The organism is Vibrio sp. ER1A, assembly GCF_000733315.1.
GTDB classification, from domain to species: domain Bacteria; phylum Pseudomonadota; class Gammaproteobacteria; order Enterobacterales; family Vibrionaceae; genus Vibrio; species Vibrio mediterranei.
In genome coordinates, this window is record NZ_JPJA01000086.1 from 1,734,252 (window position 1) to 1,759,461 (window position 25,210).

Below are 25,210 nucleotides of genomic sequence, written 5' to 3' on the forward strand. Positions count from 1 at the left end.
GATGTCGATAATGGAGCGGAGCTAAGCTTTACACTCAAAGAGCCAGCAGACACCACTTACGGCACATTCAGTGTTGATGAAGAAACCGGTGACTGGCGTTATGAGCTGAAGGATGATCTGCCTGCGACCGATGCGTTGGCAGAAGGTGAGAAGAAACGTCTTGAATACACGGTAGTCGTGGAAGATGAACATGGTGCTAGTGTTGAGCAGACGATTCGAATTGTTGTCAAAGGCAGCAACGATGCACCAGTAATTGACGAAGACGAAAGCGACCTTACGGGGGCAGTTACTGAGTCTGGTGGCATCAATGTAGGGTCACCTGAAGCAACGGGGACCATAGTGGCTAATGATGTAGATACTGGGCACGACCTCACTTTCTCAGTTGCTGATGGTACCTCACAGTACGGTCAGTTCGTTATCACTGACCCAAAAACGGGGGAGTGGAAATTTGTTTTAGATAACGAATCAGACGCCGTTCAGAAGCTAGCTCAAGGTGAGACATTGCCAATTACCTTTGACGTCATCGTTGAAGATGAGTGGGGAGCAACTGACACTGAAGTGGTAACAATTACTATCAACGGTACCAATGATAGACCTGACTCCGAAGACTTCTCAATTACACTCTCCGGAGATGATGCGATTCCAGTTATTTTTGATACTGGAGAAGGTTCTATTGAGGGTGATGGAACCGACCATATCTCCGACTATGAAGATGATCGTAGTACCACGGATGGAAAGTCACTGTCAGTTGTAATCACTGAGCTGCCTTTAGGCGGTACACTTCTCTACACTGAAAACGGTGAAACTCGAGCGATTGTTGAAGCTGACCTCCATGTCGAAGGAGGGGCTAACGGCACACCGTTTAATCCAGATAATATTTCCTATCTACCTGATGAAAGTGCTCAAGGCTTTGTTTTAGGTGTTAAAGATTCGCAAGGGTTGGACAGCGAAGCCAGTTCGCAAACCGATTTCTTAAACTGGGGGTCTCCCGGTAATAATCCTGGAGAGCGCATTTTAACTTTGGGTGATGACTCGATCAGGATTACCTCAATTGGTGGGGATCTCACTCAGTACCGGGGAGACGCTAACCACGTTGGATTTGGCCTTGGTGTCGGTGGTGGACAAGGCATCAATGAGGGAGAGACTATTTCGATTGATTTCTCCGAGAGACCAGCCACTTCAGTGACATTAGGGCTAGATGGTCTAGGTGGCTATTTTGATGAAAATCTCAACAATGCCAACGAGTCATCAGTACTAGTTACCGTTACCTTAAGCGATGGTTCAACGAGAGTTCTAGATCCGATTCAAAAGACGACGTCTGGTAATAGCGATCTTGATTTAGACATTACGATATCAATCGATGATCTTTCTGGCGCTGAAGGGTTACAAATATATGGTGTCACGGTTGGAACTGAAGGTAATGGAAACTGGGAACTAAGATACCTAGAGACGAATTTAGAAGACTCCTTTGATTATAAAGCACTTGATTCTGATGGCGCATATAGTGATGAATCAACAGTGACTATCGATGATCAACGTACCAACCTAGCACCAGATGCGATAGATGATCCAGAGTCTTATAGCCTTGTTCAAGGTGATATGGGAGCGGGCGATCAAGGTTGGGATATGGTTGACAGCATTCAGGCGAAATATGATGGCCAAACTGTTAACTACAATATCGACGGTACTGACCGTATTGGTATTCCTGACGGCACTACCAACGGTGGCCCTGAATCTCAAATTCAATATAACCGAAATGAAGAAGAGTCTGAGCAGCTCATTATTACGCTCAAAGAGCCAGCTGTAGATGGGGCTTTTTCTGTAACCAACTTGTTCGCTAACGAGGGCGGGGCAGGCAGTCATGAACAAGGTAAGTGGAGTGCTTATTTGGGCGATACTCTGGTTGCCAGTGATTATTTCCATAATGAGTCAGGTAATAAAGGCACGTTTGATATTGAAACGGGCGGCTTTGCCTACGACAAATTGGTATTTGAGTCCGTTGATTTCACCGGTGGCCCTGCACGTGGCACTGACTCTTCTGATTATTTCCTTCAGGGCATTGAAGTGGTCGGTGCGGGCGCTTATGTCTTTGACCATGATGAACCTGTCGTCATTCCGCTTTCAGAGCTTTTATCTAACGACGATGCCGTGGATGGTGATGATATTCGTATCACTTACGTGTTCGGTGAGACGCAAGGTGATGCGCGTATTGAAGGTGGTAATGTCATTTTCGATTTGCCTGAAGGCTTTGCGGGTCGCACTGAGTTCCAGTACCAAATTACCGACGATAAAGGTGGCTTTGACACTGCAACAGTGAATGTTCTGGTCAACCCTGGACCGATTTCAGTCAGCGGGTTTGAGATAGGTACGGCTAGTGTTGAAGAAGGGGATAGCTTCTCCTATAACGTGATTCTGGACGGTTCTACCAATGTGAAGACTTTCTTTGACATTGAGTTTGGCGCTAATGGCGATGAGGCTTCAGCTAATGATGTTGACCCATCGACTATGACCTTCAGCAATGGGGTCACTTACAACGAGGTGACCGGAGAGCTTGAAGTTCCTGCTAACGTTTCTGACTTTACAATTACGTTGCCGACAATCGATGATAATCGTTATGAGGGTGACGAAGGCTTTACTCTGGTAGTCGACGGTCAAACTGTGACTGGAGATATTCAAGATAACGATCCAATCACACTCTCATTGAGTGGTGGTGGGGAAGTGAGCGAAGATGCGGGAAGTGTTCCGTTCACTCTGTCTTTAAGTAATCCTTCTGATGTCGACCTCACGGTAGCGCTCGATCGACTCGATGTTGATACCGATGATGATGACTTTACTACTACGACGGCGAGCTATAACGATGGGACGACCAATGTTCCACTACAGATTGTTAATGGCGAGATTACCATTCCAGCTGGTGTTACCTCCGTCAATATCCAAGTAGGTATCCAAGATAACGATGTCTATGAGCAAGATGAGAACTTTACGTTAAAAGTGACTGAGCCAGCTGGTCTGACAGTTAACGGTAACGTAGGCGTGTCTGCTGGTGCCACTATTTCTGATGATGGGCAACTAGGCGGGCAGTCTGGTGGTGATAATGATAATTTAGCCCCTACCATTGACTTAAATGGCGAAGATTACGAGATTGTTTTTGAGAGTGAAAGAGCGGGTTACTCTAATGTGTTTGGTTATTTTTACACCGACTCACAAGGTAATCCAACCGACCCTGTAGTGTTAATACATGATACTAATGCGGGACTTGCCAATGATCAGTTATTAGCTGAACTGGATTCTAAGGAAGGGCTGGAATTTTTCCTTATTGCCAATGGTGCAAATCAAACCCCAGATGATGCAGTACTCAGTTTTAATGCTCAAGGCGACTTGTTGGTAAACGGCCAGATACCAAGTAAGCCTGTCTACTTATCAACAGAAGATAGTGTTCAGTATCAATTTACGGTTTCTGGAGTTGATGATGGTGCACTGGAAATCCGTGTTGAAGATATTGCGTACGATGAGAGTGATAAAGACTTTAATGATCTAGTCGTCACCCTGCGTCCGACTAATGCAAGTGATGGTACGGGTTACGCTACAACCTTTAGTGAAGGTGATGATCCTGTTGTCATTGTTGACCAAGACGTCACTGTCACAGATGATATCGATGTGATAACTAGAGCTGAAATTACCCTTACCAACGCTCAGTCTGGTGACTCAATTGCACTCGCAGCTGCGGCGGTACTTGCTTCAGGTTTGACAATCACTCATGCATTAGGCTCCGATACTATTGTGATAAGTGGCACGGGCAGTGCTTCAGATTATGAGGCTGCATTGAAGTGGGTTGAGTTTAGTAATGATAGTGAAGATCCAAGTGCGATTCCGAGACAGATAGAAATCAAGGTGTTCGATGACCAAAATATCGAATCAAACACTGCAATTTCAACGATTAATGTCGTTCCTATCAATGACGGACCAGAATCAGAAAGCTTTAGTTTCAGCATTACTGATAATGATGTTACAGCTGTCGTATTTGATACTACGAGAGCTGCCGTTGATGGTGTAGATTCTGGAGACGGCGATGACCATATTTCGGATATTGAAGATGACATAAATTCTGAACAGGTTCTAGTTGCGATCACGGAGCTTCCGATTGGCGGTACTCTCTATCATGATGGTGAGGTAATCACTCAAACAAATGTCGCCAACGGTGATACGTTTGATCCAACTAAGATAACCTATGAGCCTGATTCAGATGCTCAAGGCTTTATCCTTGGTACCAAAGTAGTACCAACATCAAGTGATATGGAAAGCACTCAAGATGAGTTTTACAATTGGGGTACTGAAGTCGATGGTAAGAATCGAGTATTAGAGCTCTCTAACAGTGACGGCAGCACAGACAATATCACCATTAACAGTAACAAAGGCAATCTCACTCAGTATCGAGGTGATGTCCAAGATAATCATGTTGGTCATGGTTTAGGTATTGGTGGCGGCCAAGGTATTAATGAAGGTGAGTGGTTATCTATCAACTTTGCGGATCGTCCAGCCACACACGTCACCCTTGGCTTAGATGGCATGGGAGGCTATTTCTATAGTGGCTTAGGTGGCCAAAACGAATCGGCTGTTACGATTAAGGTCACACTCAGTAATGGCGATACCGTCAATTACACACCTGATGTACAAAAAGATACGTCAGGAAATGACGTTTTATTCCATGAGCTGAGCTTCTCAATTGATGATTTAGGCGATGTCGAAGAAGGAGTCTTAATTGCGGGAGTAAGCGTTGGTACTGATGGCCGAGGTAACTGGGAGTTACGCTATCTAGAAACTGCCCTGAACGACAGTTTTAAATACAAAGCAGTTGACTCCGATGAAGGTGAAAGTCCTGAATCTATCGTTACCATCGTTGATGAGCGTGAAAATAATATGCCACCAACGCTCGATCTTGACTTAAGTGCTGACGGTATAGGCTTCGATACGAATTACCAAGAAGGTGATAGTGCTATTGAGGTTGTCGATAGTGACATCACCATTTTTGACGAGAAGAATGTCATCCATGAGGCCGAAATTGTCTTTACCAATCCAAAAGCGGGTGACAATTTTGGAATTGATGGTGCGACTAACCCTCTACTTAGCGGGATTAGTTATACAACAGAAGCACTCGATTCTGGTGCAATTAAAATTACTCTGAGCGGAGAAGCAACACCTGCCGATTATGAGGCTGCTATTCAGCTAATTGAATTCTCCAACTCCTCACAATCTCCGGATGATGAGGATAGAGTCATTGAAATCACGACATTTGATGATGCAATGCAACCATCAAATACCGCAGTTTCAACCATTAACTTTACTGCGATCGCTGACCTGGTTGTTGCCGCCGCGATTGGTGACGAAGACAACAAGATTGCGTTGGATATACAATTGCCCGCAAACAGTGATGCAACAGAAGTTGTGATTAGTGGTATTCCTGAGGGAGCAACCTTATTCTCAGGTACTGATGAGATAGTCGTGACCAACAATGCGGCAAATATTCTGCCATCACAATTAGCGAATTTATCCATTAAGCCACCACAAGATAGCGATGTCGATTTCACTTTGTCGGTGTCCGGTCGTGATGCAGATGATAATGTGGTAGAGCAGCATGATTTGGCGGTTACTGTCCGACCAATAACAGATACCCCAACATTAATTGTGACCGGCGAGAACATTGTTTCTGCAATCAATTTTGAAAATGTCAATCTGGGTAATAGCAGTTGGAAAGGCAATATTAGTGGTGCGCAACTCAGTGTGGATACTCCTGATGACTTAAATAGTGGTGATTGGGGCGTTATTACCAATAGAGGTGAAGTCGGTAAAGAAGGCGTTTATCTAGGGAATGGTGAGCAAAACCAGATCTTTGAAATAGAAGGGCGTAGTGGCCAACAAGATTCTTTATTTACTAGCTTTGCTGGAACTCCAGGACAATTCTACGAGTTAAACTTTGATGCCGCGGCTAGACGCAGTGATTCGCCGATGGATATTAAGCTTGAAAAAGAGAACTCAGAAGGTGCTTGGGTTGAAGTTGAAACATTGCGTTCCTACGGTAGCGGAGAAGAGCATAGTTTGGTGGTTAGAGACTGGTCTGAAGATGAACCGCTGTTTTTCCAGACTCCGGATAGCTCTAATTATCGAGTTGTTTTTGAGTCGCCTGAGCAGAATAGCTATGGGGCATTGCTTGATAATATAGTGCTTTCGACACGAAGCAATGTAGGCTACGAGGACACCTTCATTGATATTAGCGATATTTCTGCCAGTCTAAATGATGCCGATGGTTCAGAAGTACTGACTTTACTGATTCAAGGGCTTCCACAAGGCGCTGTTGTCACCAATGGTATTCAAACTTCGATCATAGGATCTTCTGGAGAAGTCGATATATCTGATTGGAGTGACCTGAATGATCTGCAGATTAAAGTGGCTGATGTTGGAACCTATCCTATTACAATCAAAGCGATAGCCTCTGAACTGGATGCTACCTATTCTCCGGTAGATGAGGTTGTCTCGGAATCGATGAACCTTATCGTATTAGATAACCCAGAGCCGTCTGCGCCAAATACACCTCCTGAAGTCATAGACTTTGAGTTTTTTGCGCCGGATGACACTATTCCACTCAACTTTTCAGACTTTGCTACGGATAGTGAAGATGATGCCAGTAATACAAAAGCAACTCTTGTGGAAATCACTGATGAGCCCGAGTATGGTCAACTTTATTTCCTGAGTAATTCTGGTGAGCGTTTTGACTTAGACGTTGGCGATGTGGTGGAAGATAGTGTCGATATATTTTACGACCTAGAAGTTGGTTTTGACGTTTCAGCGCTGGGCTATAATCCTCAAGGAGATGAGCCGTTTGGTAATGACATCGTTGTGACCGGAGGAACATACGATGGTGACAAACCTCATCTTGGCGTTGAAATGGAAGAGATAGCTTTTGATAGTGCAGGGGCAGCTAAGCAATCTGGTTTCTACACTAAGCGTGATGATGAGCGAGGTCAGGGGAAAGAAACTGAAGCCAAACAAAGTGAATTTATGTCCATTAAATTTACGGTAGGCATGATGACAAGAGCTCTTGTCGGCGTAGGAAGCTTAACTGGACAATTTAGTGCTGCGGCTAACGGTAATGGTGCGGCTCAAGTCTTTGTTTACCTATATGCTGGTGGTGTTTTATTAGATGATAATCCAATCGTGATGGATAACGGCATTATCGTCGACCATCAAGCAATTATTGAGGTAGCATCGGATATACCATTTGATGAAATGCGCATTATGCCATTTAACGCAGAGGGCAAAGACGCTGGTTTTGTGCTTCAAAGCGTGAAAGTTACCGATGGTGAGGTAGCGGATCAATTTGATTATAGAGCTATCGATTCAGATGGACTTCCAAGCCTAGAAACGGCAACCGTTAACGTCAATATCATGCCAAATGGTAATGTGGACGAGTCTGAAGAAGTCGATTATGCAGTCCAGGGAGGCAGTGGCGTCACAGTTATCCATGGTACGGATGGTGACGATGTTCTATCCGGTGGACTTGGTAATGATGTATTAACTGGTGGTCTTGGAGATGACACCTTCAAATGGAGCGAAGGTGACTTAGACGGCAGTCATGATGTGATTACTGATTTCTCTCAAGTGGAAGGAAACCGCGACGTTATCGACTTGTCAGAGGTATTTGAAGATAGTAATACATCATTAGAAGCTCTGTTAGATAATGTCGCCGTCGGCGGAGACAAGATTACACTCACTGAAAACGATGATAATACGAGCACCTTGGTTAATGTCACCAAGGGCGATAAGAGTGTCACCATTGAACTTGAGGGTGTAACTGGATTGTCTGAATTGGATGTTCAACAGTTGAGCAATATTATCATTATTCATGACACTTAATCTAAGTGCATAGCGACAAAAAGGCCGCAGCTTAATCGCTGCGGCCTTTGTGTTTCTGTTGTGTCGTCTGAAATGAGTTTACACATTGAGGACGAGGAGACATAGTTTGGTTTTAACTTGCAGCGCGAACTTTACCTTGCCTCAAATCACTCAACACCTGCACCTTAGGACCATCAGCAATAATTGCCCCTTTCTCCATGACGATGACTCTGTCTACAACATCTAGCATCGATGTTTTATGAGTGATTAAAATCAGCGTCTCGGATTCCTTAAGCTGTTTTAACTGTGTCTTGATATGCAGTTCGGAACGGTTATCCATTGAACTTGTCGGTTCATCCATAATTAAAATAGGTGGACGCGCTAAAAATGCTCGTGCAATAGCAACGGCTTGACGTTGACCACCGGATAACAGCAGACCACCTTCACCAACCTGACGCTCAAGACCAGCAGGATCTTGCTGAGTGAATACGGTCACCCCTGCACGGTTTGCTGCATCCATAACATCACGGTCGTCGACCAATGGTCGCCCTAGCGTAATGTTGTCGCGAATAGAGCCATAGAACAGAGCACAATCTTGCGGCACACAGCCTATATTGCGTCGTACATCCACGTGATGCAATTGAGCGATGTCTGTCTCATCAATACGCACGTGACCCTCTGTAGGCTGATACAGGCCCATTATGAGGCGCTCTAGCGTAGTTTTACCTGAGCCAATACGTCCAATAATCGCGACCTTTTCACCAGGTTCAATAGTAAGGCTCAGATCTCGAATGGACGCCATTGGAGAATCAGGGTAGTGAAAGGTCACGCGATCCAATTCGATTTTGCCGTGGATGATTGGGCGATGAATATAGCGCTTTCCTTCCTCTTGCTCGTCGGGCATTGCCATTACTTGTTCAATGATGGTCATCGACGACTTTGCTTGATTGTATCGTGTAGAAAGCAATGAAAGCTGCACCAAAGGGCCAATAGCACGGCTACTTAGCATGGTTGCAGCAATCAGGCCACCCATCGTGAGCTCACCCTCTGCAATAAGATACACACCAAGAATGATCATTCCGATATTGGAAGATTGCTGAACAAATCCTGCGGTGTTTTGAATCCCATCCGTAATGCGCTTACTTTTGATGTTCCAGTTCGCCATGTGGGCCACAGCTTCTTCCCAACGATACTGATATTGGCTCTGTGCACCGAAGATTTTTACGGTTTCTAGGCCAGCTAAACTTTCAATAAGGTTGGCGTACTTTTGAGAAGCTAGGCGTGAACCTTCTTCAATCGTTTTACGCAGCGGTCCTTGTATCAACATCGAGTAGATGATTAATATCAACACACCGATGATTGGGATAATGACCAGATTGCCCGCCATGAGCCAAATAAGCACCAAAAATAGCAATGCAAACGGCAAGTCGATTAACGAAGCAATCGTTGCAGAGGTAAAGAATTCACGAATTGATTCAAATTCTTGTAAGTGACGCGCAAAGGCACCGACAGAAGGAGGACGTGATTCCATTCTGATGCCCATAACCTTGCTAAATAGCTTAGAGGAAATCAGGATATCCGATTTTTTCCCAGCAACATCAATAAAGTAGCTACGCATAAGCTTAAGTACTAAATCGAATCCGAAGACAATAAATATCCCTGCCGCCAGTACCCATAGTGTTTCAAATGCTAGGTTAGGCACCACTTTGTCATATACAAGACGAGTGAACAGTGGTGCGGCTACAGCAAATATATTGATCAATAGCGAGGCAATGAGCACATCACGGTAGATGCGTTTCGATTCCCACAGAGTGCCCCAGAACCAGTGGCCATCACGAGTTTTTAGGACTTCCGGTGAGCGCTCGTCATAGCGAAACTGCTTCTTGACCAAGAAGTAGCGGCCAGTGAATTGTTCTTTCAAATCCTCGAGCGGGACGGAAATGGGGACCATGCCGGACTCAAGCGTAATCACTTCTGCTTCATTGGCATCGGAATCAATACTGTTTAGTACGCAAGCATCGCCACCTTTCAACAGCAGTATCACAGGAAATACGATGCTTGGGATTTTATCTATATCAGAGCGATTCTCCTTCGCTACCAATCCAGCGCGCTCGGCTGAACGAGGAAGTAAGAATGGTGTGAGCTTACCTTCCGATAGGGGTAAGCCGTTCACCAATGCTTCTGGGGAATTGGCTAAGCCGTAGTATCGGCTGATATAGATAAGCGAGTTTAGTAACGGATCCTTCATGGATTCTGCACCTATTATTTGTCCACGATAAAGCCTTGGAATACATCCACAAAGTGCTCAGACAAGAAGTCGAGCTGAGTTTGTGTTTCCACTCGTGAGGCAATAGTTTTAATACCCAAATTGTGCGCCGTTCTCGAAATCGATGTTAGCGTAAATTTCTGTTTTTCATCGTCAAGCTGGTGGGTATAGAGATAATCCAGTTTCACATAATCTGGTCTGAACTCGTTGAGATACTCCAGTGATTGGAAGTTCCGACCATAGTTATCCACACCGAACTTGGCACCTTCATTGCGAATAGCGTTACAGAAGAGCGCAGTATGGTGCGGATTATTGATAAAGCAGCTTTCTGGGATCTCAAAGTGTAGTTTGTCGTTAATGTCACGATGCTTGGCGAGCACTTGGCTAATCCAGCGAATGAAGCTTGGTTGAGCGATACTAGTTGGGGTGATGTTAATTGCCATTGAATCGGACATTTCTTCTCGCTCAAGCTTGTTAATCACCGACATGATAACGTGCTCATCAAAGATATGGCTGGCATCAAGCTGCTCTAGAGCAAGTAGGTATTGATTGGCTGTATAGCGTTCGCCATTCATTTCGATGGCAGAGAACACCTCTCGGTGATACGTCTCACCACCACTGCTGTTTGCTGCTTGGAATCTAAAGGTGACTGCATCGTCGCTGATCGCTTCTTCTACCAGTGAACGCCATTGCTGTTTACCCATGATGACGCCAGTGTGCTCACTAGAGATATAACCATAATCGATTTCCGGATTAGATTTCGCTTTGGTCAGTGCGTTATCAAGCACTGAGAGCATTTGTGTTGAGTTTTTACGCTCTTCGTTAAAGACAACGCCTAGCGATGCGTTAGCCTTGCTCAGACCTGTAGGGTCGGCGTTTAGATCTTGAATACAAGTAATGATGCTATTTGCCGCGAACTTCAATTCGCTTTCATCAATGTTCGGGAATACAAAACCGAACTCGTCGGTTGATATACGGGCAATGACGGTGTTTGGAATATTGATGGTCATCGATAAGAGATCAGACAGCTCTCTTACTAATCCATCGCCAGCCTCGTAGCCATCAGCTTTGTAGGTTTGTTTAATGAACTCAGCGTGTAAGATAGCCACACCGCCTAACGAAGACTCTGAAAGCCATTGATTTAACTGGCCCATAAAGAAGGCGCGGTTACCAAGTTGAGATACTGGATCCATATAAGCGCGTTCACGGAGCTTCTGTGCTTCTTTCGCTTGTTGTTTGAACGACTCTTCAACATGCGCGGACATGCTATTTATACCATCAACGACGGCGATCAAGTCTTTCGTATTGGGGCGAAGCAAAGGTTCACCAAATTGCTTATTCGCTACCTGTTCCATTTTGGTTACGATAGCTCTAAGTGGCGTGAGAGCTCGTCTCAGGATAAAGGCTATAGATAACAAACCTAAGGTAAAGATAACAACGAATGCTCCAGCAAGGCGCTCAAACGCTTGCCAAAGCTGAGCGTAAGCTTCACCGGGATGACTGATGATTTCTACTTCAGCCAATTGCAACCAACCGCTAGTAACCACGCGGGAATCATGAATGGGCGTAAATAGGTTCAGGTTGGTAAACCAATCTGGTACTCCGTTGGGTTTGATTGGATAGCTGCGGACAATCTCTTCATCGGTCTCTAGGAAAACGAGTTTTACTGTCGAATAAGTACTGCCATCAAATAGCGCATTAATCACAGATTCAACCGCAACCTTGTCTTGTGTCTTCAAGTAAGGTGCTAAGGCCAACCCCACGGTGTTAATCGTGTTGTTTACCTCTGAGCGTTGTTGCTGCTCTAGGAAGTTTTTAGTCGTGTTGAACTCGATGATAAACACCGACGTCAATAGCATAATGAATACTGCTATCATGCCGACCACTAGCTGTCTGTATAGTGTCATAATTGTTTACTCGTCGTAATTTACCTTAGGTTTCCTTAACGTCAATGAACGCTCTCGGCTTCGCAAATCATTCCATAATTTCAGTCTCGACGACTTTCCGGCTAATTTGCCCTGGGTTGTTTTCATGGTCCACAAGTTGCGACCATTAAAGCTGTAGATCGGTAGCAAATCGCCTCGCTTAGAAGCGGGTTTGATCTCACCAATCAGGTTATCCAAAATCAGAGGCTGTGAACGCGGTGTCTCGTAGTAGGCGAGTACCATGTGAAATTGGTTCAATTCGATGGCTTTGACGTACACAAGCCTCAGTTTTTTGTCTGAAATACCGAGCTCAAGCAGCGAGAAGTACTTAGCAATAGTAAAATCTTCACAATCCCCTGCATTACTGCCCAAAAATTCAAGTGGTGTGGCCCAATAGTCTTTCTTACCCCATAAATGTATGTCGTCGACAAAGTTGAGCTGATTGAAAAACTGATTCACTCCAGCAAGTTGCTCTTTCTCTGATTTACCCTGTAAATCTTCGATAACAGTGCGCCAAGTTTCGACTCGTTTACCGGCTCGAGGTCCATATGTTTTTGCTACGGTGCTTATCCAACGTTGCTCTTGCTTGGTATAGGCGTCACTATATCCAGCCAAAGAAATAGCTGTGATTACCCCGCATACCAACAGTGCGGTTTTGAACTTAGTTTGCAGACTTCCTGTCCGCTCAATCCGTAACACTACATTCCTTTATTCTTTCAGTGCGTTGTTTTGCGCACTTAGTATTGGCTTGAGTAGATAATCCAGAACCGTTCTCTTGCCTGTAATAATGTCCACGGACGCTGTCATACCAGGGATGATCGGTAACTGCTCATCGTGTCCAAAATTGGTTTTGTCGGTTCTTACTCTTACGATATAGAAGCTATTTCCTTCTTCGTCTTGGGTCGTATCAGCACTGATATGTTCCAAGGTGCCATCCAATCCACCGTATTTGGTGAAGTCATACGCACTGAACTTGACGATGGCATGAAGATCGGGTCTTAGGAAAGCAATATCCTGTGGTGCTATTTTGGCTTCCACTAACAAAGTGTCTTCCGTTGGAACTATCTCTACGATATCCATTCCAGGTTGAATAACGCCGCCTACAGTATTGACGTTCAGTGTCTTAACGGTGCCGTTAACAGGAGAGACCACAACAGTACGGTTCACACGATCTTCCAACCCTACGGCTGACTCAGTCATAGAAGAGAGCTTATCTTGAGCTTGATTGAGCTTTTCTTGCTGTTCTGAACGGAACTTCTGTGCAATATCAATGCGGCTTAGCATGGACTCTTGAATAGCAGATTTTAAAGCTGGGACTTTCAGTTCTGTGGAAGTTAACTCACGTCGAGTGTCATTGACCTGACGCTGAAGCTTTAATAATTCGACTTTAGGAACAACACCTTCATCGGCAAGAGGCTTGGTGATATTTAGTTCATCACGTGCAAGGTTATAGCCTTCTCTGAGGTTATGGACTCGCGCTTGGATTTCTATCAGATCTTGTTGTTTTTGATGAACTTGTTGATCAATAACGGAGAGCTCATTGCGTAGCTTGTTGAGGTCCTGACGGTATTCAGCGCGTTGTCTGGAAACGAGAGCTTTGTTTTCTTCTTCAAAAGTAGGTGGGAAAGCGAGTTTGTTGAAATCCAGGGTCACCGATTTTTTCCATTCTTTATCTTTGACATCTTCATTGATGACCACACTGGTTAAGGAGGCTGAGAGTTGTAACACGTTGGCGGTCAAATTGAGAACTTGTTGCTCTCGTTCGCGGTAATCTGAGCGGAAACGCGTATCGTCAATAAGCAGGAGCTGCTGACCTTTCTTGACCGTGTCACCTTCTCTCACCAAAATCTCTTTAACAAGGCCACCTTCGAGGTTCTGGATCACTTGTACTTGTGATGAAGGAATGACTTTGCCTTGCCCGACCGTCACTTTGTCTATTTCAGCCCAAGATGCCCACACTGCCGCACTAATAAAAAAGAGCACCATTACCCACAGCATAATCCGAGCACTGGTGGGGGTATTAAGGAGTAAGGCCGCGGTTTTGTCATCGATGTAGTCGAGTTCAGCGTCAGAGACCTTTTTGTATTCTTTTTTATCCATGTTCAACTCGGAATCCAGATGGCTAGGATTTATCTAATAATATGATTTTATTACCATCGTTAATGAAATGTAACCTTTTCAACAACAAAGAGTCGATCTGTCCTGCATATTTATCAACAATCTAATATTTCAAGAATTACATCTATCGGTATGTTTTCAACGTATTTAGAAGTTTAGCAGTGGATTCTTGTTTATAAAGTAATGAATTATCGAAAATTTGTCTGATATGGCTGCGTGTGTCATAAGCTCGAATACAAACTAGGAGATTGGATTCAAAAATCGATAATAAGATACCGTTAGCGGGTTGTTTTCTCGTAGTTTAGAGCGCAGAATTCAAGAAAAACGTGAGGAGTGGTTATGGGAATTGAAGATATCCGCCGAGAGTACTCTCAAGGGGGGTTGCGTCGAAAGGACTTGAATAGCGATCCTATTGTTCAATTTAATCTTTGGTTGCAACAAGCGGTCGACGCTAAATTGACCGATCCTACGGCAATGACAGTGGCGACGGTTGATGAACGCGGAATGCCGTTTCAACGCATCGTGTTACTGAAAAATGTGGACAGTGAAGGTTTCGTTTTTTACACCAATTTAGGTAGTCGTAAAGCTCAACACATTGAGCACAACAGTAAAGTAAGCTTACACTTTCCTTGGCATCCATTAGAACGACAAGTGCATATCACGGGTGTCGCTGAGAAATTGACGGCGATGGAAAACATGAAGTATTTCACCTCTCGCCCCAAAGAAAGCCAACTTGCTGCTATCGCTAGTAAGCAAAGTAGTCGTATTTCAACTCGTGGCGTACTTGAAGGTAAGTTCCTAGAGCTAAAGCAGAAATTTGCTAAAGGTGAAATTCCGGTACCTTCATTCTGGGGTGGCTATCGCATTCGCCCTGAATCGATTGAATTCTGGCAAGGTGGTGAACACCGACTTCATGATCGCTTCTTGTTTAGTAAAGACGGTCAAGGTCAATGGGATGCAGAACGACTCGCTCCGTAACCATTGGCGCAAATATTGTTTCTAAGCTGCGGTTTTCGCAGCTTTTTTATGTATCAATCATCGATATCGCACAAATTACAACCACCGTAACTTATCGCTTCATGATCATGGTTCCGGAAGCTTGATCAAGTAAGGATCCTTTTTCGCAGTTCTAAGCGGGATACAAAATCATCACTCCGTGCCCGTTATCACAAGCTTGGTGGCGATTACTTTTTCCAATTGCTATTGAAATGGGTATACTCGGCGGATCGAATCTCATTTTACAAGATGGCCGGAAACATGGTGACACGAAACAATGACATCCTTGATCATGCTTCCCCAAAACCAGCAGAAATCGTTCGGTTACCCTCTCATATGGACTCACACGAGCACCAATATACCCAAGTTGTGATTGGGTTGAAGGGGAAATCTGAGTTTGATGTAGGTGGTGTGGGTAACCTCGTCGGCCCGGGGCAAGGGTGCGTGGTGACGTCAGGCCTTGATCATGCTTTCGGAGGTGTGATTGATCAGCCTGATATTCTCGTGTTGAATATGCCTCTCCCTAACAATGACGATCCGATACTTCTTCAACGAATCAACGAGTTATCTCAATCCAAGACTTATTTTCAGTTGGATATCCAAATTCAAAAGCTGATACAAATGTTAGTGGCGGAAATGAAAAGCAGCCCTGATGATTTGCTGTTAAGTCGTGCATGCAATGACACGGTCGTAGCATTATTGCAACGCCATATCTCGGATCTTAAAACATCACTTCGTGACTCACGATTCGATCTTGAACAGATCGATCGTTACATTGAACAGCACCTGTGTCATAAGATCTCTGTGGCTCAATTAGCTGGAAGTGTATTTTTAGGCGAAAGCCAATTTCATATGCTATTTAAAGAGCAAATCGGTATTACTCCTCATCAATATGTATTGAACAAACGTGTCGATGCCGCAAAACGCTTAATTGAGCAAGGCAACTTAAACCTTGGTCAAGTCGCTGAGTTAACAGGCTTTTCAGGACAAAGCACTTTTACGCATGCCTTTTCACGTTTACAAGGTGTTTCTCCTTCGCAATATCGAAAGCGCTTCTCTTGATCATTGCGACTCGCTATCAATACAAATCATCATGGCATCTGGTCGCCAATACTCAAACTCACAATCCATTAATACCCCATATTGGTTAAAGTTCACGCGGCAAATTTTGACAACGGGTTGTCCCTCCACCAAGTTAAGGGCTTGTGCCACATGACTTGGAGCGGACGTAGGGATGACGTCGAAGTGTGAACGTTGGGTATGGAATTGGTATTTCTCTTGGTAGCACTTAGTGAGCGATAGTGTCAGGTTCTCTTCCAGTATCTTTGGGAACAGGGCAGCGATCAGGCAGTTCTCTACAAACAGCACGACCCGACCATCGATATACCTTAAGCGTTCAATAATATGGATGGGTGTAATGGTATCTACGGCCAATGCCTTGGCGTACATTCCGCTCGCCATTTCACTTCTTACACTGACTAGCTTAGTTTCGGCGATACGGTGCTGTTCGCGGATCATCTGATGAAAGTGACTGCGCGACAATGGGTTATAGCGAATACGTTCTGGAGAGACAAACCAACCTCGACGTTCCTCTCGATAAATCAATCCTTCAGTTTCTAGTGAAGTCAGCGCATCTTTAATGGTAATACGCGTAGTAGAAAACAGGTCGCTAAGGTCTCGTTCGGATGGCAGTTTCTGGCCTGCAATCATGATATTACTTTGGATTTGTTCTCGAATAGTCGTCTTTATTCTACTGAGCTGTGTTGTTTGGATTGGCATTGAGTGATCTAGTCCATGATTCATCGGCATGAACAAGATACGACAGGCGAGTAACAGTTTCATGACAACAGAAACTGACTTATCAGTCACTGGCTTTAATAAATTTGACGTATAACTGCCATCTAACCTCAATAAAAACGTCAAATACAGGCACATAAATTGTCACATTCCCCAAATAGCATAAAAAGTGAACTTACTGACCTAGTCCAGAAGGATAGAGATAATGAAAACTTTGCTTAACCGTGCAAGTATCACTGCAAAACTCAGTGCTGTGATACTTATTGCCACTGCGATTTCTTCCACTGCTTTTGCTAACGATAGCGTCACTGCTCTTACAGAAGCGGCGAAGCAGGAAGGTGCGGTTTACAGTGTGGGTATGCCTGATAGTTGGGCAAACTGGAAAGATACTTGGAATGACCTTAAGTCTGATTATGGACTTAAGCACCAAGATACGGATATGAGCTCGGCACAGGAAATTGCTAAGTTTGAAGCTGAAAAGAAAAATGCGACAGCAGATATTGGCGATGTCGGCTTTGCATTCGCTCGAGTGGCGGTTCAAAAGGGCGTAACGCAACCGTATAAGCCTACCACATGGGACGAGATTCCTGATTGGGCCAAAGATAAAGACGGCCACTGGGCACTGGCGTATACAGGGACTATCGCGTTTATCTCAAACAACAACTTGGTCAAAGATGCCCCAAAAACGTGGCAAGACCTTCTTGAGGGCGACTACAAAGTGACGGTCGGCGATGTGGGTGTGGCAGCGCAGGCTAATAATGCCGTATTGGCGGCGGCTTTCGCTAATGGTGGCGATGAGTCTAACCTTGGCCCAGCGATTGAGTTTTTCTCTAAGCTTGCCAAGCAAGGGCGTCTATCATTTACTGACCCTAGCATTGCCAACCTTGAGAAAGGTGAAGTAGAAGTGGCAATCCTTTGGGATTTCAATGCGCTTAATTATCGTGACCAAATTGACCGCTCACGCTTTAGCGTCAATATCCCGCAAGATGGCTCGGTTATCTCCGGTTACACCACGATTATCAACAAGTATGCGAAAAACCCTAACGCTGCAAAATTAGCTCGTGAACACATCTTTAGTGACCGAGGGCAGATCAACCTAGCTGAAGGTTATGCGCGTCCAATTCGTTCCAACGTTAAGTTGCCTGAATCAGTACAAGCTAAACTGATTGCCAACGACCAATACGGTAACGTTCATCCTGTCACAGACTTTAAAGCTTGGGAAAAGTCAGCGCGTCGCCTGCCTCGCCAGTGGCAAGAAAACGTACTGATTCACCAACAGTAATTTGAGACTTTTATACAGAGGTAAGTATGAGCAATAGGGTTATCCTTGTTGTCCTCGATGGTCTCAATTATCAAGTAGCCCGTGATTGCATGGGCTACTTGAATGGCTTAATCGAGCAACAAAAAGCGACGTTGTATCCCATTCAATGCGAACTCCCTTCTATGTCCAGACCACTCTATGAGTGCATTTTGACCGGAGTTCCTCCTGTCATAAGTGGCATCGTAAACAATGAAATCGTTCGCTTGTCGAATCAAGAATCGGTATTCAGCTTGGCGAAATCTCAGGGTAAAGTGACCGCGGCCGCGGCTTATCATTGGGTTAGTGAACTATACAACCGTGCGCCTTATGATGCAGTGCGCGATAGATTCACTGACGATGAATCGTTGAACATTCAATATGGTCGTTTCTATCATTGGGATCATTATCCTGATGAAGCCCTGTTCCTTGATGCCGAATCCTTGAGGCAGAAATATCACCCCGACTTTTTGCTGATACATCCTATGAATATCGACAATACTGGGCATAAGCATGGTCTCGACTCTAGGCAGTATCGAAACAGTGCGAGAGCCGCCGATATTTTCCTATCTAACTACCTTACGACGTGGGTGGAAGCGGGCTATCAAGTGATGATCACTAGTGACCACGGTATGAATAATGACTTGTCGCATGGTGGTATTTTGCCTGAAGAGCGCGAAGTGCCGTTGTTTGTTATTGGTGAGCAGTTTACCCATGCCGCAACGGATGTGAAGCAAACGGAGCTTTGTGGCATCTGTTGTCAGTTGCTTGGGCTGGAACATCGCAAGCCTTACTCACCGGAATTGATTGCATTATGAGTGGCGCAGCATTAACACCTGCTTGTCCAGATGAGCAGCGAATAAGCAGAAAACAATCACTGTGGAACAAGTTCAAGCCTGTACTTTGGCTGGCGCCATTTGTGCTGTTTTTCTACCTGTTTCAGCTTGCTCCTATGGCTTGGGTCTTCTTCAATAGTTTTCAATATGATGGCGTGTTTTCGTTTGAGAACTATTCAGAGGTCTTCGACTCGAGTTTTATGATGCAGGCTTTTAGCAACAGTATTTGGCTATCGATTTGGTCGAGTGTCATAGGGTTGGCTATCGCAGCATTGTTGGTGTCATCACTGCGCCGAGTGGACAGCAAGCTTCGTGATGGTGTGATTGCTTTTACCAATATGAGCAGCAACTTCGCCGGTGTGCCGTTGGCATTTGCGTTCATTATTATTTTAGGGGTTAACGGTGCCGTCACGCTACTGCTGAAGCAGTATGGGTTGATTGAAGGTTTCAACTTGTATGGCAAGTGGGGATTACTGGTTATTTATATCTATTTCCAGATCCCGCTTGGCGTGTTGTTGCTCTATCCTGCTTTTGATGCGCTGCAAGATGATTGGCAGTCGGCATCTGCGTTGCTCGGTGCCAAAACGCATCAATATTGGACTCAAATAGCCCTTCCGGTGTTATCACCAGCTCTACTTGGCACCTTCATTATTCTGATCGCCAATGCCATGGGCGCGTATGCGAGCGTCTATGCACTAACAACCGGTAACTACAACGTAATTACGGTACGAATTGCGAGTTTGGTGTCTGGAGACTTGTTCTTAGAACCGAACCTTGCTGCAGCAATCTCGGTGATTCTCATGGCCATTCTAGCCTTTATCACCATCATCAATCAGTGGCTATTGTCGAGGAGTTATCATGCATCGAAATAGCAATGTGAGCGTTTACTATCACAAAACCGTTGTCTACGGAATTGTTGGTATCATGCTGATTCCAATCGTCGCTACTTTAGTTTACTCGTTGTCGTCAAGTTGGGGGGCGACCATATTACCAGATGGATTTACCTTAAATTGGTATGTTCAGCTACTAACGGATTCTCGCTTTCTCGCCGCCTTTGGGCGTTCATTACTGGTGTGCTTTGCGGCACTTGCACTTAGCGTGGTATTAATCCTTCCAGCGATCTTTGTGGTGTTTTACTACTTTCCAAAGCTCGACAAACTAATGAATGTACTGATTTTGCTGCCATTTGCGGTACCTCCAGTAGTGTCATCGGTAGGTTTGCTTCAGATCTATGCCGATAGCGCTATTCCTTTGGTTGGAACTCCATGGATCCTTATCGGAACCTATTTCACCATCGCACTGCCTTTTATGTACAGAGCAATCTCGAACAGCTTTGAGGCCATTAACCTCAACGATTTGATGGACGCTGCGCATCTGCTTGGAGCGAGCACCACAAAAGCATTTCTCTTGATCATCGTTCCGAATTTGAAGAAAGGATTGCTGGCGTCGTTATTTCTATCGTTCTCGTTTTTACTCGGTGAGTTTGTGTTCGCCAATATTTTGGTGGGAACTCGCTACGAAACACTACAGATCTATCTTTACAACATGCGTCAAACCAGTGGTCACTTCACTTCGGCATTAGTGATGACTTACTTTTTCTTTATCTTCCTACTGACATGGCTTGCCAGCCGTTTTAGCAGTAATCAACAGAAGGGCAAATCATGAGTTACGTATCCGTCAATCATCTTACCAAACGATTTGGCAGCAACACGGTGTTTGAAGACATCGAATTTACCATCCAGAAAGGTGAGTTCATTACCCTACTTGGCCCCAGCGGTTGTGGTAAGTCGACATTGCTACGCAGTCTAGCAGGTCTGAATCCAGTCGAAGGTGGGCAGATCGTTGTCGATGGAGTAGATATTACCCATGCCGCGCCTCAGCAACGTGGTATCGGCATGGTGTTTCAGTCCTATGCCCTGTTTCCGAATATGACGGTGGCGGGCAATATCGCTTTTGGACTTAAGATGCAAAGTTTGGGTAAAGCCGAAATACAGCGTGAAGTTGCAAACGTCGTCGAGCTGGTGGAACTGCAGGGTAAAGAAAACCACTATCCACATCAGCTTTCAGGCGGTCAAAGACAGCGCGTGGCATTGGCTCGTGCTCTGGTGGTCAAACCAAGAATTCTCTTGTTGGATGAACCTCTGTCTGCGTTGGATGCCAAAATTCGTAAGAGCCTTAGGCAACAAATTCGTTCTATTCAAAAAGAGCTTAATCTGACCACTATCTTTGTCACTCATGATCAAGAGGAAGCGATGATTATGTCAGACCGGATTTTCTTGATGAATAAGGGCGAGATTGTTCAGCAAGGTGCACCCGAAGCCATCTATACCCATCCGGTAAATGAGTTCGTGGCAGGCTTTATGGGGCATTACAATTTGGTGGCAGCAGATAAAGCAAAATCGTTATTTGATATGGACGTGAACTCGAAAGTCGCAATTCGTCCGGAGTCGATTTATGTCAAAGAACAAGGACGCGAGTACGCTAGCCATATCTCTGCGCCGCGAACGGGCGTGATTAAAAACCATCAGTTACTTGGTAATGTTATTCGCTATCAAGTCGACATTGATGACTGTGAGTTGACGGTGGATCTTCTTAACCGTTCTTCGGAGCGATTACTCGCAACAGGCAGCCAATTAGAACTGCTATTTAACCTTAACGAAATTCAACCTGTGAGAGCCGAAAATGTCTAAACCTCTATATGTATTCGACATGGATGAAACCTTGTTTGATGCTGACTGCGCCGTGCTTTGGAATGAGTTTTTGGTAGAGCAAGGCATTGCCATGCAACCTGATTTCCTTGACCAAGATAAACGGCTAATGGCGTTGTATGCGGAAGGGAAGATGGATATGGAAGATTACCTCGAGTTTTCTATTGCACCGTTGACCCACGTTCCTACTGAGAGAGTACAGCAATGGGTAGAACAGTGCATCGATGAAAAAATCCTGTCCCGCCTCTTTCCACAAGCGCAGACTTTGCTTGCAGATCTAAAGCGTGACGATATCCAAACTATTATTATTTCGGCCTCCGTTAGCTTTTTAGTTGAAGCGATAGCTAAGCGTCTTGAGATTGATGTAGCGATGGGTATTGATTTAGAACTCAAACAGAACAGTTTCACCTCCAAGATAAAAGGCATTGCGACCTATCGAGAGGGCAAAGTGGCAAAACTCGCGCAATGGTTATCTGCGCAAGATAACAGCTATACCGAGATTCATTTTTATACCGACTCCATTAACGATCGACCTTTGTGCGAGTTTGCTGATTACGCTTATTTGGTTAATCCATGTCCAGCACTAAAAGCATTAGGTGAAAAGCAAGGATGGAAGCAACTCAAGTGGTCACTATAGTGCCCCTGCCTTGATACTAGAAATCCGCCGCTGCTATCTAAGCCAATAGCGGCGGCGTCTTTATTCTTAAGTGGCGATATTGTTTTTGCTCGAGCGTAAGTAGCGGTACAGCAAACCAACAATTGCTCCCGCCATTAGACATAAACTGACTATCACCAACGACTTAGAAAGTAGTTCTTGGTAGTCATTAAGTCTTGGATGAATCATCAACCATTTACCAGAGAGCATAAGGACCAAGCACCAAATAACAGAACTGCTCATGCTGATAAATAGAGTTCGCATGAAATTCAGCTTCGATAATCCCATAAGCATCGGTGTCAGGACTCTCACAAATGGGATAAATCTGGAGATGAATAAGGATAAGAACCCATAACGACTCAGCAAGCGTTTGGCCTTAGGGAGTGAATCATTCGGTAACACGCGGTGCAAAAAAGGCACAAGCCGAGTTTGGTTTAAAACTCGTCCTTGAATATAGGCATTAATGCTTCCCAATGACGCGGCTAAACAGAGTGCTCCAGCTGCGGGATAAAACTCCAAAATTCCTACTCCAACTAATCCGCCGACAAACAGTACTAGACTGTCTCCCGGCAGTGGTAAGAAAACGAAGCTGGATTCGAGTAATAAAATAAACGCAAGCAACAAGAGAAAGCTATTGAGTGAGCTTACTTGAGCCAGAGTGTCGAAATCATGGTGCCAAATAGCAACGAATATTTCTTGCATGATAAAAATCCTTAATAGTCAGTTAAGTACATCACTCAAACATCAAGATGATGTAAGCAAAGAACAAAATGAGGTGGGCCATGCCGTTTAAGGAGTTGGTTCTGCCACTACTAAAGCTGACGGCGGTCATCATAAGTGTGGTCGCGAGCAAGACCATTTCAGCGGGTGCCAAGCCCAGTTGAATTGGTTGCTGTATGACTTCAGATATTAGAAGGACAGCCGGTACGGTGAGTGCGATAGTTGCCAGTACGGAGCCAAAGAACAAGTTCATCGCGCGCTGCAGCTGATTGTTTAAAGCGGCTTTAACAGCCCCGACTGCTTCAGGCGCAAGAATCAAGATGGCTACTATCAAGCCTCCCAGTGCTGGTGGTGCACCAAGTAAGCTGACGGTGCCTTCGATAGGGATAGCCAGGCTTTTAGCTAGCAGAATCACCACGATTAAATAACCTACAAGTAACAGTGAATGGTAAAAGTTACTCTCTAGAGGGCCATGAAAATCGTGGTTATCCTGGTGGTCCTCATCCATGAAAAAATGGGTATGGCTGCGCGTCTGAATAAACAGAAACACGCTATACAACACCACTGAAGCTAAAACTAGCGTTATAGTGAGCGCCTTAGACATCGACCCTAATTCTGTAACGCTGGTGAAATTTGGTAACACCAAACACAACAACGACAGAGGAATGATGGCGACGAGGTAAGATTTCAGACCATCAAGGTTGTACTTCTGTGTGTGGTATTTCAGCCCGCCGATGAGTAATGTGATACCGACTAAACCATTGAGGACGGCCATCACAACTGCAAACATAGTATCTCTTGCCAAAACGGAGTTGGCTTCTCCCGTCAACATGACAGAAGAAATCATCACTACTTCCAAGAGGATGACTGAGAGGGTCAGAATTAATGTTCCATAAGGGTCACCTAACTTGATGGCTAAAGCATCAGAATGGCGAACCACGGCAAATATTGAAGCCATGACCACTGCGAACAGAGCCGTGGTAAGTACCATACCGATAGTTGAGCTCATTTGAGCCTGCAAGATAGTGTCACCAGCAAATTTAAACAATACAACGGTAATGATGCCAAGTAGCAGTACGAATTCCTGCTTCAAGAACTGCGTCATGGCATTGCCTCCTCTGGTTTCGGTGTTGCCACTCTGTAGTGTTCAGGTCGGACACCCATCATTTGAGGTAAGGTGATACCAAGTGAAATTGACGACCATGTCCCACAGGCAATACCCACACACAATGCAATCGCGAAGCCTTCTAACGCAGGCCCTCCTAGCAACCACAAACTAGAAACAGTTACCAATGTGGTGCCTGAGGTAATAAGAGTTCTCGAGAAAGTGGCACGTACCGAGTTATTGATAAGTGTATCCGCTGACTCGTTTGGCTTTGCTTTGAATAGCTCGCGGGCTCTATCAGCGATAATGATGGAGTCATTCAAAGAGTAACCAAGCACTGCAAGTACAGCGGCGAGTATGGTGAGATTGAACTCCATCTGGGTGACGGCAAACAGACCGAGCACAATAACAATGTCGTGAACCAGCGCCACTAATGCGCCTAGAGCGAGTCGCCATTCAAAGCGGTAGCTTAGATAAAGCATGGTCAACACAAAACAAGCTAGTATTGCCACGCCACCTTGCTCAACCATATCTTGGCCGACTTGAGGGCCTACCATGCTGCTATTTAGGATCTCTACGGATGTGCTGATGGACTCTAATGCTGGAGTTAAGGACAACACCACATCATCGAGTTGGTTATAGCGTAAGATCCAACGGCCGGGCTCTGTCGAGCTCACCACTTGGACATCTTGCATCAAGGCGTTATCAAGTGACGCTTTGAGCTCGGTTGCGACAATGGATGCGTCTAAGCGTACTTCAGCCACGAGACCGCCAGTAAAATCCAACCCCCAGTTAAAACCTTTAAAACTGATAAAAGCGACGGCTAAAGCAAAAAGCAGCGCAGAAATTGCCGACATGCTAAAGCGAACTCGGCTAAGAGAATGTTGTGAAAGAGTCATA

Annotated in this window: 17 protein-coding genes; 9 read left to right on the forward strand and 8 right to left on the reverse strand. The window is 45.0% G+C overall.

The window, feature by feature from the left end; translation table 11 throughout:
• On the forward strand, window positions 1–7,908 hold a 7,908-nt coding region (locus HW45_RS14595; RefSeq protein ID WP_038227629.1), incomplete at its 5' end, for a VCBS domain-containing protein.
• Between the two features lie 112 nt (window positions 7,909–8,020).
• Here the strand turns inward: HW45_RS14595 and HW45_RS14600 are convergent.
• Genes HW45_RS14600 through HW45_RS14615 form a run of 4 tightly spaced genes read right to left on the reverse strand, consistent with a single transcriptional unit; the run spans window position 8,021 to window position 14,178 of the window.
• Entirely contained in the window at window positions 8,021–10,135 is a 2,115-nt protein-coding gene (locus tag HW45_RS14600; protein WP_006069705.1) for a type I secretion system permease/ATPase, read from the reverse strand.
• Window positions 10,136–10,149: 14 nt separating this feature from the next.
• Window positions 10,150–12,060, reverse strand: coding sequence for a bifunctional diguanylate cyclase/phosphodiesterase (locus HW45_RS14605; protein WP_038227630.1), 1,911 nt, complete (start codon window positions 12,058–12,060; stop codon window positions 10,150–10,152).
• Window positions 12,061–12,066: 6 nt separating this feature from the next.
• Window positions 12,067–12,726 carry a transglutaminase-like cysteine peptidase gene (locus HW45_RS14610; protein ID WP_038227825.1) on the reverse strand — a complete coding sequence of 220 codons (660 nt, stop codon included), beginning with the start codon at window positions 12,724–12,726 and terminating at the stop codon, window positions 12,067–12,069.
• Window positions 12,727–12,786: 60 nt separating this feature from the next.
• Entirely contained in the window at window positions 12,787–14,178 is a 1,392-nt protein-coding gene (locus HW45_RS14615; RefSeq protein ID WP_038227631.1) for an HlyD family type I secretion periplasmic adaptor subunit, read from the reverse strand.
• Between the two features lie 357 nt (window positions 14,179–14,535).
• On the opposite strand from HW45_RS14615, the gene pdxH reads away from it, so the two are divergent.
• Window positions 14,536–15,174: a pyridoxamine 5'-phosphate oxidase gene (gene pdxH / locus HW45_RS14620; protein WP_006069701.1), complete on the forward strand. Its 639-nt coding sequence runs from the start codon at window positions 14,536–14,538 to the stop codon at window positions 15,172–15,174.
• 279 nt (window positions 15,175–15,453) lie between these two features.
• Window positions 15,454–16,254 (forward strand): helix-turn-helix domain-containing protein, encoded by an 801-nt coding sequence (locus HW45_RS14625; RefSeq protein ID WP_096443736.1) that lies wholly within the window; start codon window positions 15,454–15,456, stop codon window positions 16,252–16,254.
• Here HW45_RS14625 and HW45_RS14630 read toward each other — a convergent pair whose 3' ends face one another.
• On the reverse strand, window positions 16,255–16,971 hold the full coding sequence (locus HW45_RS14630) for a UTRA domain-containing protein (protein WP_038227826.1): 717 nt from the start codon (window positions 16,969–16,971) through the stop codon (window positions 16,255–16,257).
• A gap of 223 nt (window positions 16,972–17,194) precedes the next feature.
• Here HW45_RS14630 and HW45_RS14635 point away from each other — a divergent pair, with 223 nt between their 5' ends.
• Genes HW45_RS14635 through HW45_RS14660 form a run of 6 tightly spaced genes read left to right on the forward strand, consistent with a single transcriptional unit; the run spans window position 17,195 to window position 22,467 of the window.
• On the forward strand, window positions 17,195–18,271 hold the full coding sequence (locus HW45_RS14635) for an ABC transporter substrate-binding protein (RefSeq protein WP_038227633.1): 1,077 nt from the start codon (window positions 17,195–17,197) through the stop codon (window positions 18,269–18,271).
• 26 nt (window positions 18,272–18,297) lie between these two features.
• Window positions 18,298–19,104: an alkaline phosphatase family protein gene (locus HW45_RS14640; RefSeq protein ID WP_038227634.1), complete on the forward strand. Its 807-nt coding sequence runs from the start codon at window positions 18,298–18,300 to the stop codon at window positions 19,102–19,104.
• Window positions 19,101–19,994, forward strand: a complete 894-nt coding sequence (locus HW45_RS14645; protein ID WP_038227635.1) for an ABC transporter permease — start codon at window positions 19,101–19,103, stop codon at window positions 19,992–19,994. Before HW45_RS14640 ends, HW45_RS14645 begins: the two co-directional genes overlap by 4 nt.
• Window positions 19,981–20,787, forward strand: a complete 807-nt coding sequence (locus HW45_RS14650; protein ID WP_038227636.1) for an ABC transporter permease — start codon at window positions 19,981–19,983, stop codon at window positions 20,785–20,787. Before HW45_RS14645 ends, HW45_RS14650 begins: the two co-directional genes overlap by 14 nt.
• On the forward strand, window positions 20,784–21,812 hold the full coding sequence (locus HW45_RS14655) for an ABC transporter ATP-binding protein (protein ID WP_038227638.1): 1,029 nt from the start codon (window positions 20,784–20,786) through the stop codon (window positions 21,810–21,812). The genes HW45_RS14650 and HW45_RS14655 overlap by 4 nt, the downstream gene beginning before the upstream one ends.
• A complete protein-coding gene (locus HW45_RS14660) occupies window positions 21,805–22,467 on the forward strand; it encodes an HAD family hydrolase (RefSeq protein ID WP_038227640.1) in 663 nt (220 codons plus the stop codon). The genes HW45_RS14655 and HW45_RS14660 overlap by 8 nt, the downstream gene beginning before the upstream one ends.
• A 66-nt stretch (window positions 22,468–22,533) precedes the next feature.
• Here HW45_RS14660 and HW45_RS14665 read toward each other — a convergent pair whose 3' ends face one another.
• From HW45_RS14665 to secF, 3 genes are read right to left on the reverse strand one after another with little or no spacing between them, the layout of a single operon-like run.
• Window positions 22,534–23,187 carry a DedA family protein gene (locus HW45_RS14665; RefSeq protein WP_038227641.1) on the reverse strand — a complete coding sequence of 218 codons (654 nt, stop codon included), beginning with the start codon at window positions 23,185–23,187 and terminating at the stop codon, window positions 22,534–22,536.
• A gap of 31 nt (window positions 23,188–23,218) precedes the next feature.
• Window positions 23,219–24,310, reverse strand: a complete 1,092-nt coding sequence (locus HW45_RS14670; RefSeq protein ID WP_038227642.1) for a calcium:proton antiporter — start codon at window positions 24,308–24,310, stop codon at window positions 23,219–23,221.
• Window positions 24,307–25,209 carry a protein translocase subunit SecF gene (gene secF / locus HW45_RS14675; protein ID WP_038227643.1) on the reverse strand — a complete coding sequence of 301 codons (903 nt, stop codon included), beginning with the start codon at window positions 25,207–25,209 and terminating at the stop codon, window positions 24,307–24,309. Before secF ends, HW45_RS14670 begins: the two co-directional genes overlap by 4 nt.
• Between the last annotated feature and the right edge of the window lies 1 nt (window position 25,210).

What these genes read in the sequence shown, in the direction of transcription:
- HW45_RS14645 (WP_038227635.1), top strand. Translation starts at nt 19,101, where the DNA reads ATGAGTGGCGCAGCATTAACACCTGCTTGTCCAGATGAGCAGCGAATA.
- HW45_RS14640 (WP_038227634.1), top strand. Translation starts at nt 18,298, where the DNA reads ATGAGCAATAGGGTTATCCTTGTTGTCCTCGATGGTCTCAATTATCAA.
- HW45_RS14670 (WP_038227642.1), bottom strand. Translation starts at nt 24,310, where the DNA reads ATGACGCAGTTCTTGAAGCAGGAATTCGTACTGCTACTTGGCATCATT.
- HW45_RS14660 (WP_038227640.1), top strand. Translation starts at nt 21,805, where the DNA reads ATGTCTAAACCTCTATATGTATTCGACATGGATGAAACCTTGTTTGAT.
- HW45_RS14600 (WP_006069705.1), bottom strand. Translation starts at nt 10,135, where the DNA reads ATGAAGGATCCGTTACTAAACTCGCTTATCTATATCAGCCGATACTAC.
- HW45_RS14635 (WP_038227633.1), top strand. Translation starts at nt 17,195, where the DNA reads ATGAAAACTTTGCTTAACCGTGCAAGTATCACTGCAAAACTCAGTGCT.
- HW45_RS14630 (WP_038227826.1), bottom strand. Translation starts at nt 16,971, where the DNA reads ATGCCAATCCAAACAACACAGCTCAGTAGAATAAAGACGACTATTCGA.
- HW45_RS14655 (WP_038227638.1), top strand. Translation starts at nt 20,784, where the DNA reads ATGAGTTACGTATCCGTCAATCATCTTACCAAACGATTTGGCAGCAAC.
- pdxH (WP_006069701.1), top strand. Translation starts at nt 14,536, where the DNA reads ATGGGAATTGAAGATATCCGCCGAGAGTACTCTCAAGGGGGGTTGCGT.
- HW45_RS14615 (WP_038227631.1), bottom strand. Translation starts at nt 14,178, where the DNA reads ATGGATAAAAAAGAATACAAAAAGGTCTCTGACGCTGAACTCGACTAC.
- HW45_RS14665 (WP_038227641.1), bottom strand. Translation starts at nt 23,187, where the DNA reads ATGCAAGAAATATTCGTTGCTATTTGGCACCATGATTTCGACACTCTG.
- secF (WP_038227643.1), bottom strand. Translation starts at nt 25,209, where the DNA reads ATGACTCTTTCACAACATTCTCTTAGCCGAGTTCGCTTTAGCATGTCG.
- HW45_RS14605 (WP_038227630.1), bottom strand. Translation starts at nt 12,060, where the DNA reads ATGACACTATACAGACAGCTAGTGGTCGGCATGATAGCAGTATTCATT.
- HW45_RS14650 (WP_038227636.1), top strand. Translation starts at nt 19,981, where the DNA reads ATGCATCGAAATAGCAATGTGAGCGTTTACTATCACAAAACCGTTGTC.
- HW45_RS14625 (WP_096443736.1), top strand. Translation starts at nt 15,454, where the DNA reads ATGGTGACACGAAACAATGACATCCTTGATCATGCTTCCCCAAAACCA.